Below are 10,549 nucleotides of genomic sequence, written 5' to 3'. Positions count from 1 at the left end.
GCCGGGAGGTTGAGCGCGCCGTGGACAGCCTGCCGGAGTATCAGGCGCAGATCATGCGCCGCTGTACATAGAGCATGAGCCGAGCCCACGCAACCCGGCCAGGAGCGACTTGCAGGTGTGGCGCGAGCTCTACGAGGCCGGGTAGTACGTATCGGAAAGATACTACGACGAACAGAAGGCGCAGGCGATATTCCGGTTCGCGGAGACCTGGGGGATCACGCAGTACGAGGATGACCGCTGATGATGGGAAAAATGCCGCGTCGATTTCATGTTTCTCTCCGTACACTGAGCCATGTCAGTCCAGGGAGGTGTGAAATAGTGGACGGTAGCTTGTTTACACGTTGGGCCATTGTATTTCTGATTATCTTCGTGTTGTTCTTCCTTCTAGTTCCAGGTTACGGAGGTTACGCAGGGGGCGGCGCTTGTGGCCCAGGTGCTGGTGCTTATGGACCGGGCGCTGGTGCTTATGGACCGGGTGGTGGAGTTGGAGCATACTGAGTATGGCAACAAGGATATAAACACCGTACTTGTTGCGGTGGGTACCTGTGTGTCTGTCAGGGCATCGGCTACGGCCGGTGCTCGAATTACTTGTCGGATATGGCCGCTTCGGGTGGGGACATGGATTGTAATATAAATCAATCGTCAGTTCAAAAGGGGGATTGACCCATGGACGGATGTTTTGGTGGCTTTACGCGCTGGGCCATTGTATTTCTCATCATCTTTGTGCTATTCGTCTTGATCATTCCAATAACTGGGGGAGCAGGATATTGATCAGACATCCTGCATCTGTTTATTGGGGGTGACTGTGGAGTGAATTGCCCACCAATCATATGTCCGCCTCGTTACTGCGTTCGAGATTGCTACATTCCCCGGATGGTTCCTTACGTCCATCCGATTGTAAACATCAATAGACATGTCATTGTGAACGTGCCGCAGCACTTTTATCAACCCGTCACGAGGAATATAGTTGTTGATCCCGGATGTCCAGGAGCACGTTGTCACCGACCTGGATACTATTGAAAAGTGATAGTGGAGAGAAAGCTACTTTCACCAGATCCGTTTACTGGTGAACAAAATTCGGTGCATTTTTGGTACGCCTTTCGTGCGCTTTCCTTGCGTAAATGCCGCAGGGAAACGGTGCTATACGGGGGCCAAGCGAGGCTATGTCCATTAGGCCCTGCCGATATGGCGGGGTCTTTTCGTTTAGGAGAGGAAGCCAAGCCCCTCTACGGTGCTCAGGCATCCAAATTTTTTATATGGCGGTGGATGGCTGTGGGAAATCGCGTCTACGTGTCGACTTCTCACCTTTACCCTTCCTAGCGGGTGGACCTAAACACATTGGAGCGGTTGATTGGCCGCTGACTCTCTTTCGCGGATTTGCGCCTAGTGCGCTGTCCATAGACCTCATGACAGACCGCGCGAAAAATCTCCAGCCTCCCGGAAGCAGCAGCGCCGTATACGACGTACCGGCGGGTAAACCGGTACGGAGCTGCGCCCTCCTTTCGTGCTGTCAAGTGCCACCTGGCGGTAAGGCTGGAGCTGGTGGGCCGCGCGGCGCATTACATACTACACCCGCTTCGGCGGGTCTTCTTTTTGCTTACAAGGTCCTTGCGGGATGATGAGCACATCAGTCCAAATTGCAGAAGGGAGCAGCGACGAGCGCGTCTCCCCCCAATTTGAGCGTTATCACTGTCGATTCCGGTGAAATCCATGTGGCGGCTCAAGAACTTGTTTGAGCGGTGGCAGTGGACGCACTTGCGTTACTGCTGTCGGACGAACTGGTCGATTGGGCTTGCAATATCCCGTTTAAAAATGCTGACTCGCTGATACCGAGCGCATTGGCAGCTGCAGCAATGGGGTTGAGATCCTCCAGAAGGGCAGTCCATGAATCATCAGAGGAAGTGTTGGATGTGTCACTGTCAGAATCCAGGACACTAAGCAGGTCGTCCGACAAACTGTTCGATGAACCAGTGGAACTGAGCATATCGAGCAGTTCCTGAGCCAATGAATCGGTCGCGCTGCCGGTACTGCTCGTGTCGGAATCGGCCGAGGAGTTGGCGTCGGAACTCGAGGTCGCTGAAGCGGACATATTGACAAGCTGGTTAAGGAAATCCTGTGTGGACATCCCGTAATCGTTGGCGATTGTGGATAAGGATTCACCCGAATCCAAATCACTTGCAATCGTGGATGAGTCGGTTCCCAAAATGCTTGCGATATCGTTGATCAACGGATCGTCAACGCTTGTTGAAGTAGCTGTAGAATTTGTAGAATCGGGACTACTGCTGGAATTGGATGTGGCGGACAAATACTGTTGCACAAGGCCACTGATCCAAGACGTATTCGACCCAATGCCTATCATGTTCACTCACCCCACATAAGTCAGAGTTCTCTCGTAACATGGCCATTATAATCTTGACAACGATGCGAAACCTGAAAGGAAGCTTAAAAGTTCTTGTAGCAGGTGCATCAGGTGCCAGAGCATTCCGTACAGATTTTTCGACACTTGGGCAGGCGTATGAATCAAGACGTGGATCGAGAAGGGGCCATGGTGCTTTCGCAAATTCGAACTGAGGCACGTCTTTTGCGGCGGCCTGGGGGCAGAGGAACTTGGTCAACATCGGGATCGGGAGAAAAAATATCCCCGCGCACATGCACGGGGCTTTTACTGCGGCCTTACACGCCTTAATTGCTAGGCATCGCTTTCGCAATTGCGGCCAACTCTTGGGGCGTGAATTTCGAAAGCACTTCGTTCTCAATCTGGACTTTTTGCTGTTCGGTCAGACTGTTGCGGTGTAAGTAATCCTGTGCGAGTTGCAGGGTTTCTTTGATCGACAGCTTGTTCATGGCGTACTGGACAGCCTGCTGTTCGCTGTCAAAGTGAAGGTTGCCGGAATTGGACTGCCGCAACTGGGCGAGTTCGCCCTGAACTTTCGGGTCTTGCAGGATCTTGTGAAACTCCGCCTGACCACTTGGGGTATTCAATTCCGCGACGACCTTGTTGCTTGCCTGCTTGGTGACTTCCTTCTTGGCGTACCATCCACCTGCACCTGCAATCAAAAGAATAACCACGACGAAGGCGATGATGGAACGCATGTATCAGGTCCCCTTTCGAGTAGTTAGTTTCGTTCGTGGATGCCGATCCGTTCTTTAACGGCGTATTGCAGGACCTCCGACAGGTTGAGGCCATGTTCTTTAGCAGCATTCTTGAGCCATCTAGGCAAGGTGACTGTAGTGTTCACGGCTTTATGCGCCATTTCTTCTCGAACAGGCGGCATGTACACTTCGATGACGGTCACAAAGGCAGCCCGCGGTACCTCCACCTGCTCGGGAGGGGTGGGTTCTGGAATGGGATCATGATCTTCCTCCAATCCGTAAAGATGGAGTTCCAGCGCTTCTTTGGCCATGTTCAAGGCGTGTGATAAATTATCGCCTTCCGTGACGATACTCAAGTCCGGAAAGGTGATGGTGTATCCGCCATTTTCGTTCCGCTCGAAGATAGCGGGAAACAGGTATCGATCCATATCGACACATCCTTCTCATAGGGGGACAGACAGCCTTCAGGATTGGACGCCTGTCATTTTCGCTGTGCTTTGCAGAGTCGTGGGAGACATACCTTTGCAGGAGAACCCCCCCTTGACGCGCAGCTTGTTCCCGTTCCCCTCCTGCAGTCCACATTGTACACGTGTAAATTACGCGTGTCAATGAATGGTAAGGTGAAGTATCATCGAACCGTTGGTGTGGAATCGGCCGGCCTTTGCGTGCGTACTCCATCATCTAGTCCACGATCCGAACGAAGTTCTGCATCAGGTCCATGACAGGACATTCCGTGTAATTTGTAGAAGTCTCTAAATAATGGAGGGTGAGAGTAGTATGGAGAATTTGGATGGATATGTTGAACTGGCAAGGAAGATGATCCGGCAGCGGATTGTTGTCGCTCCTTGGTTAACCTGGGGGGCTGGGAAAAATCGAATTCCGCGCCATTTGCTTAGGGACGTTGAACGGAAAGCGATCTGGTTGGCTAATTGGCACTGGAATCCGGACTGGGAATTCAACGTTGCCGGGAGCTATCCTCTCAATAAAGATCGCGCTGGAGAAGCTTATTATGAGACGATTTCAGATACCGCCGTGTATTTGAGTCATTTGGAACTGGGGCAGTTGGAAGTCACCGAAGAAATGGTGTGTGTAGCGCAAAGATTGGTTGAAAACTTTGCTGAGATGGTTGACCCGCGACGGTTTGTAACATTCTACCATCTCATAACCATGTACGACAACTTGCAAGCCTTGCATCACTATGGCTCGATGACAGTAGACGATTTTCTAAAAGGGCAATTTCATAGGCCATGGGCGACAGGAAGTCTGCATCTGGAGCTTCAGGCTTTAATCGCTGCGGGGGCGGCAGAACTGAACCACGAGGAAGGGCGTGTGCTATTAACCCCCCTGGGGGAGGAGATGCTACAATCTTTAAAAGAAATGCTTGCGTCATCGGGGTTTCTGAAGCATCGGTCGCGATTGGTTCGGCTGAACAATTTCAACAATCTCGAGGACATGGATCTAATCACGGAAAAACTGGGCCGAAATATTCCACAACTGAGGAAAAAGGTTATAGAACTTAGCCAGATACAACCTGGTATGACGGTTCTCGAACTCGGATGCGGTACGGGTGGTCTAACCTTTGACGCGGGGTTGTTCCAGACTATTGGTCCTCGCGGACGTTTGGTGGCGACAGACCCGTCCACCGGTGTGCTGGCCTCGGTGAGGAGGAAACGTGAGATTCATCGTGCTTCGTGGGTCGAGATCCTACGTACACAGGCGGAGCACCTGACATTTTCAGCGGATAGTTTTGATGGCGTAATTGGATATGCATTTTTGCAATTTACGGATCTTGACCAGGTATGCAGAGAGATTGCGCGGGTCTTGAAACCTGGCGGAACCTTTACCTCATTACATCCTTTACATTTTCCTGCGCAGAGCGATTTTCTTCTTGGAATGGTTTGAACCGGTGCTCAAGGCGAGACCTTCGTCGGCGAATGCAAATATGGATACTTTGCCGGGGCCGGACACGGTGCCATCTGTTATGAAGTCACAATTCGAGATTCTCGATCTGCAATATGTCGACACCGAGCTGTACTATTCGTTCCCGAGTCTCGTGGTGAAGGCATTTGTAGATGTCGCCAATGTGTTCGAGGAACCGATGATGAGTCTTCCATTGCGCGCACGTCAGGAGATGATTGAGCAGTTAATTCAGAGAGGCGAGGAAATAGTAAAAAAATATCCGCCACATAAACTCATCGAAAGGCATCCGTGCCAGTTGATTCGGGCTCGAGTCCGAAAGTAGGTCTGCATGCAGTTATGGGTGCGGTCTCGACGAAGAAGGTGAGTCCTATGACCACTGTGGCACACGGTCACAGCGAAGAGTCCGGTGCGAAGGCATTATGTTACTGCTTGACCTGCCGTCGCCTCGTGGATATTACTGGACCCAGTTCAGTATTTCGCACTGGGTTTATGCATCAAGATGGGCGTGATTATCCCATGGGGGTATGTTGGCGCGTGCCGTGTCCGCAGCGCAATGCTCATGACCAACAACATTGAAGGACAAGGCGCCAAAGATTCGAGAATTCTGATGACTATATAGTATGGAGGCAAACGCGGCCGCTAGGAGCCCATTTATTTGGCGAAACCACCATGTAGCCCCTGCGTTCAACCGGGACTACATGGTGGTTTTTGTATCGCGGCAAGCGTTAACTTAATCAGTCTGCTATCGAGCTTTATAAGATAGGACTTTGAGGTGATTTTGACCTGCCGACGCTAGGATGATTCTGAGACAAAGAGCCCCATGTGGAATATATCGAAAGTTGTGCTCACCTGTTGGGGAGGTCCTGCTTTGACAAGTCTATACCACTTGTTTCCATCCACGATCCACCCGATGGTCGTTCACTTGACCATTGCTGTGAATTATATTTGTACGCTCGCCGGGGTCATCGGCCTGATTCGAAGAAAGGATGAATTTTGGAGCAAAGCATTCTTCTATATGTTGATCTTGAGCATCTTGTCCACGCTGGCTGCTGGATTGGCTGGAGTCATCAGTGAATCTTATCTGCATCATATTCCACACACAGTTAGTGGGATGTTCCATAAACACAAAGAATACGGGGAACTGACCGGCGTCTTGCTCATCGTTTCCTTTGTCATTCAGACGGTCTCGATATGGCGAGCAAGGGCATTTCGTGTATCTGTATTTGCATTCCTCTTCTGTCTCGTTTCAACCATCCTTGTGAGCCTTGCCGGGCACTTGGGAGGCACCCTCGTTTATAGCTATGGCCTGGGCGTACGCTAAAAGGAATCGCCACGAACAATGGCCACTCATCGAAGCACTTGAACTTGGAAAGGGGAACACATCGTGCACCGGTGCCAATTCTTCAAGCGAGCTGGGGCCGTTGGAGGAGCTGTGTTGGGCTTAATTGGGATATTGGCCGGATGCGGAATATCCAAAAGTGTTTCTTCCATGCCTTTGCATAGTGCCGCATCCCAACATTCCCAATCCGGGCGCAAACCGCTTACTGGTTCCACTCTCCCTTGGACGGGCCTTGATTGGCAACTCATGTCCACACTCACGATACCCGCCGGCGGACTGGTATTGGCTGCGCGTACGAACGGCAGCCTCTTCGTCGTCGGTGGGTACGATGGTCATATAAGTCTGACCGGAGTGGACGAGGTGTGGCCAAAACACGGTCAACTTGCAGCATTGCCTGTACCCACCCATGACGTCGCGGCCGGGTTTATTGGCCCGGATTTGTACGTCTTTGGCGGCGGACAATCGGCTTCATACAACACGGTGTGGCGCATTGCCAATGGTCACACAACACTGGTCGACCGGCTGCCACAGCCGTTGTCGGATGCGTCCTGTGTCCCCTACACGTGGGACAATGCCAAAGGACTGCTACTCGTCGGTGGATACAATGGTGTGCGGCCCAACAGGCAGGTTCAGTTCGTCCATGTGACAAACGGACACCTGCAGTGGAGGCCTCTGTTTACCCTCCCTCAAGGGACTCGTTATCCGGCCGTCGCGGTTGCAGGAACGCGAGTTTACATTGTGGGCGGTGAATCGGTGCAAGGAGTTCCTGCTGCGCATGTGTGGGTGTGGGATGGGCGGAACCCCGATGCCCCAGTCAGGACGGTGGCGAAATTACCCCAACCGCTGAGCAAGGCAGCCGCCTTCACGGCAGGAAAGTGGCTCATCGTGGCTGGAGGATGGAACGGCCGCAGTACGGTATCGAATGTGTACGCCATTGAGGAACCGACTGGGGCAACCAAGGAGTTGAACAACCTCCCGCTCCCCATGGCGGATATGGGCTATACTCAGCAGGGATCTTTTGGATACTTGGCGGGCGGGTGGACCGACTACGGGCACAAAACTCAATATTTAGGAGCGATCTACAAAGTCAAGCTACCCGCCATTTGAGTCTTATGTTGCTTCCGCGGCTGGCCGGGGGAAAGCTGTCTTTGCAAAGTACATATCGCGAAAATCCGGTGTAATTGAAAGAGATAGGAGACTGGTTTCATGAAACGCGCTGTCAAAGACCTCACGTTTGTCGTATTGTTCGGTGGTACTCTCTTATTGGCCGGGTGTGCGACAAACACCGCGCCAACATCAAGCAATGCCGCCGGATCGCAAGCTCATCAGGAACATTCCGGGAACAATCATGCGGCGGTCGCGAAAGTCACCTCAAGACCGACAAAATCTAGGTCTGCTGAAGTATCGAATGCGGAAAAAAGCGGCCCGCTCCCAGGTTATATGTTAATTGCGGACCGCGGAAACAGCCGCCTACTCATTGTAACCCCCGCGAAGAAGGTAATCTGGTCGATGGCCATGGCCAATAAGGGACCACACAACGCCCATTCACTCGGAGCGGACGATGCCTTCCTCACACCGGACATGAAGCATATCATTATCAACGAAGAAGACAACCAAGTCATCGGCGTCATCGATATTGCCACGAAAAAGATGGTGTGGAGTTACGGGCACCCGGGTCAACCTGGAAGCCGTCCTGGGTATTTGAATACCCCCGATGACGCGTACATGCTCCCAAACGGGGATGTCACTGTCGCTGACATTGTCAACCAGCGGATTGTTGTCATTAACAAACAAGGCCGCGTGATAAAGCAATACGGGACCACGGGCCTGAGAAAACACAACCCTCCCTATTCTTTTGCAGCTCCCAACGGAGACACGCCCTTACCCGATGGGGGTATGCTCGTCACCGAGATTGGCGGAAGCTACGTCGACCGACTTGATAAAAACGGGAAACTGCTCTATTCCGTCCATGTTTCAAATGTCTCCTATCCGTCGGACGCACAATTGTTAGCAAACGGGGACATCCTGGTGGCCGACTACAGCACGCCGGGCCGCATCGAAGAACTCACCCCACAGGGCAAGGTGGTTTGGCAATATTACAAAACGTCAGGGGCTGGTGAGTTGTCTAAGCCGTCTTTGGCCATCCCCTTGCCAAACGGGGATATCGCTGTCAACGACGATTACAACGATCGCGTGGTCATCATCGATCCCAAAAAGAATCAGATTGTCTGGCAATACGGGCACACCGGGCATCCAGGAACCGCTCCCGGACTTTTGAATGTTCCCGATGGGGTCAACTTCATCCCTGCCACCTGGCACCTGCCTAAGGCGTGAGTTGGGTTGTATGGCACGGTCCGACAAATAGCCGCAAGAGGAGGCAAGGCGTGACCGCCCGTCGGGTGGTCATTTTCTTCTTCATCACATCATATTTTGCATGCAACGGCTTATGGACGGAGCCTATGGCACGAGGAAGTCGGGAAGGAGTGGTTCCTATATCGACTGTGGGATTATTAGGACGCAGGGCCATACATACTTCCATACTTCTAGGTTACCATAGTTTAGTTTCGGAATTACGACGCATATCTCTGTTTCTCCATCCATTGGGACAGGGCGGTCCTTAGAGTTCCAACAAACGCACTGGTTTGATATCAAATTCCTGTTTCATAGGAACGGCACTCAATAGTGCACATACAGCAGTTAAATCATTGGATTCAACAAGCAAGTAGAAAACGTGGTCGGGGTGGCCCATAACGGCAAAGTGGAGTTTCACTCCCAATTCCTCACAGCGATTTGGAATAGAGGGAACAAATTCCTGTAATGCCTGTCTGATCTCTTCGTTATACATTCCACAGTCGTCAACGCTGTGCCTTGCAGTCACGTGAAAGAGCACGCCATACCACTCCCCAACTTGGTTTTCAGGTATCCCCACAATGGGGATGACAGAAGAATCATAGCACGGAAGAGGGGGTTACCGAAGTGGCTTTAAATTATCATTGGCGAGGACTACTCAGAATCGTCCCCTGAGCGCATATTCATGTCAAATCAGAGTGTTTCTTATCACATCAACGGGCAGGATAGCGACGTAAGAGGACCTAGCACGTCAGGAAGGAATTTATCTTACAAAATCGGAATGAATATTCGGTCGATTTCGTAATAGAGTGACGGGAGAGTGGGTTAGCAATGAAGACTTTGTTTCATTACAATTGGCAGGTCCGTGATGACTGGTTCTCTTGGTGTGAAGATGTGCCTGAAGATGAATTGCTTAAAACACGGATTGGCGGTGTTGGAGGAATCTTAAAGACGCTGTTTCATATCGTCGATGTTGAATACAGTTGGATTCGCGTCTTACAGGGGAAGACAGAATTTGAAGAACCCTTCGAGGCATATAGCAGCCTAGGAAAAATAAGGGACTTATCAAAACAGTTGCACACTGAGGTGGAACCTTTTGTTGCGTCATGGACATCTGAGATGGAACGTAAAGAACTTACGCTTCAACACCCAAACGGTGAATGGTTAACATACAGGTATGGAGAAATCATGCGTCACGTCATCGCTCATGAAATACATCACATTGGTCAATTGTCTGTGTGGGCGAGAGAAATTGGGCGAGAGCCGATCACGGCGAATCTAATCCGTAGAGGTTTGTTCGATTAAAGCAAATGATGTCGCTAACGGGGCGAGTGTACCACACAACCAGGTTAGCACTGGTTTGTGTGTGCAACAATTTTGTATGAATATGTAGGTTCAGGGCCGTTCGGTCCACACGGACCAACCCTCAAGGGCGCGGTTCTACATGTCTCGCAGCGTCTTTTCAGCAAGCCTGGAGGTGTGCGGGAGATAAGAAAAAGCCCCAGCCATGAAGGCTTGTAGGCGACGGAAGAGTCGTTTTGGGATGGACTTACATTGAGCCGATCCAAAAGGCGCCAACGGTCAATATGGTCAAAAATGAACTCCAGATAATTACAATGGATGACCAGACGATGTGCGTGCGACGAAGTAGCGAAACGATCCCTAAAATTAATCCGATTAGAATGATGACAAGCCAAATATCAAATAAAATTTCGCCAACTCGGGCATCCGACGAATAGGGATGAAACCAATTGTCTAGATATAGAACAAAGAAAATAACCTCAAGGATCAATGTTATCAGCAATGCCGGGAATAGCTTTTGTTTCAACAAGATCTACATCAACATCC

Annotated in this window: 11 protein-coding genes; 7 read left to right on the top strand and 4 right to left on the bottom strand. The window is 51.1% G+C overall.

Translation table 11 applies throughout. The features are described from left to right. The first annotated feature begins 315 nt into the window (after positions 1–315). Positions 316–498 carry a hypothetical protein gene (locus tag AK2_RS17940; protein ID WP_439645122.1) on the top strand — a complete coding sequence of 61 codons (183 nt, stop codon included), beginning with the start codon at positions 316–318 and terminating at the stop codon, positions 496–498. Positions 499–1,720: 1,222 nt separating this feature from the next. On the opposite strand, the gene AK2_RS17015 is transcribed toward AK2_RS17940, so the two are convergent. The 3 genes from AK2_RS17015 to AK2_RS15940 form a co-directional block, all read right to left on the bottom strand. Beyond that, on the bottom strand, positions 1,721–2,359 hold the full coding sequence (locus tag AK2_RS17015; RefSeq protein ID WP_157076398.1) for a hypothetical protein: 639 nt from the start codon (positions 2,357–2,359) through the stop codon (positions 1,721–1,723). Positions 2,360–2,682: 323 nt separating this feature from the next. After that, positions 2,683–3,093, bottom strand: a complete 411-nt coding sequence (locus AK2_RS15945; RefSeq protein WP_067936992.1) for a hypothetical protein — start codon at positions 3,091–3,093, stop codon at positions 2,683–2,685. Between the two features lie 23 nt (positions 3,094–3,116). Further along, positions 3,117–3,521, bottom strand: a complete 405-nt coding sequence (locus AK2_RS15940; RefSeq protein WP_067936989.1) for a type II toxin-antitoxin system HicB family antitoxin — start codon at positions 3,519–3,521, stop codon at positions 3,117–3,119. Positions 3,522–3,870: 349 nt separating this feature from the next. On the opposite strand from AK2_RS15940, the gene AK2_RS15935 reads away from it, so the two are divergent. From AK2_RS15935 to AK2_RS15915, 5 genes are all read left to right on the top strand, one after another. Then, positions 3,871–4,995 carry a class I SAM-dependent methyltransferase gene (locus tag AK2_RS15935; RefSeq protein ID WP_067936987.1) on the top strand — a complete coding sequence of 375 codons (1,125 nt, stop codon included), beginning with the start codon at positions 3,871–3,873 and terminating at the stop codon, positions 4,993–4,995. Further along, on the top strand, positions 4,982–5,335 hold the full coding sequence (locus AK2_RS15930) for a hypothetical protein (protein WP_157076397.1): 354 nt from the start codon (positions 4,982–4,984) through the stop codon (positions 5,333–5,335). Before AK2_RS15935 ends, AK2_RS15930 begins: the two co-directional genes overlap by 14 nt. 546 nt (positions 5,336–5,881) lie before the next feature. Further along, positions 5,882–6,334: a DUF2231 domain-containing protein gene (locus AK2_RS15925; RefSeq protein ID WP_067936982.1), complete on the top strand. Its 453-nt coding sequence runs from the start codon at positions 5,882–5,884 to the stop codon at positions 6,332–6,334. A gap of 300 nt (positions 6,335–6,634) precedes the next feature. Further along, positions 6,635–7,459, top strand: a complete 825-nt coding sequence (locus AK2_RS15920) for a Kelch repeat-containing protein (protein WP_157076396.1) — start codon at positions 6,635–6,637, stop codon at positions 7,457–7,459. Between the two features lie 99 nt (positions 7,460–7,558). After that, positions 7,559–8,686 (top strand): NHL repeat-containing protein, encoded by a 1,128-nt coding sequence (locus AK2_RS15915; RefSeq protein ID WP_157076395.1) that lies wholly within the window; start codon positions 7,559–7,561, stop codon positions 8,684–8,686. A gap of 283 nt (positions 8,687–8,969) precedes the next feature. Here AK2_RS15915 and AK2_RS15910 read toward each other — a convergent pair whose 3' ends face one another. After that, positions 8,970–9,242, bottom strand: a complete 273-nt coding sequence (locus AK2_RS15910; RefSeq protein WP_067936975.1) for a hypothetical protein — start codon at positions 9,240–9,242, stop codon at positions 8,970–8,972. Positions 9,243–9,532: 290 nt separating this feature from the next. Here AK2_RS15910 and AK2_RS15905 point away from each other — a divergent pair, with 290 nt between their 5' ends. Then, positions 9,533–10,006 carry a DinB family protein gene (locus tag AK2_RS15905; RefSeq protein ID WP_067936973.1) on the top strand — a complete coding sequence of 158 codons (474 nt, stop codon included), beginning with the start codon at positions 9,533–9,535 and terminating at the stop codon, positions 10,004–10,006. Positions 10,007–10,549: the final 543 nt, after the last annotated feature.

Source organism: Alicyclobacillus kakegawensis NBRC 103104 (assembly GCF_001552655.1).
GTDB lineage: Bacteria > Bacillota > Bacilli > Alicyclobacillales > Alicyclobacillaceae > Alicyclobacillus_G > Alicyclobacillus_G kakegawensis.
The sequence above is the reverse complement of the archived record's forward strand: the minus strand, read 5'-3'. Positions and strand labels throughout refer to the sequence as shown.

Coding starts and splice junctions, on each gene's coding strand:
- AK2_RS17015 (WP_157076398.1), bottom strand. CDS start 2,359: ATGATAGGCATTGGGTCGAATACGTCTTGGATCAGTGGCCTTGTGCAA.
- AK2_RS15945 (WP_067936992.1), bottom strand. CDS start 3,093: ATGCGTTCCATCATCGCCTTCGTCGTGGTTATTCTTTTGATTGCAGGT.
- AK2_RS15935 (WP_067936987.1), top strand. CDS start 3,871: ATGGAGAATTTGGATGGATATGTTGAACTGGCAAGGAAGATGATCCGG.
- AK2_RS15915 (WP_157076395.1), top strand. CDS start 7,559: ATGAAACGCGCTGTCAAAGACCTCACGTTTGTCGTATTGTTCGGTGGT.
- AK2_RS15940 (WP_067936989.1), bottom strand. CDS start 3,521: ATGGATCGATACCTGTTTCCCGCTATCTTCGAGCGGAACGAAAATGGC.
- AK2_RS15905 (WP_067936973.1), top strand. CDS start 9,533: ATGAAGACTTTGTTTCATTACAATTGGCAGGTCCGTGATGACTGGTTC.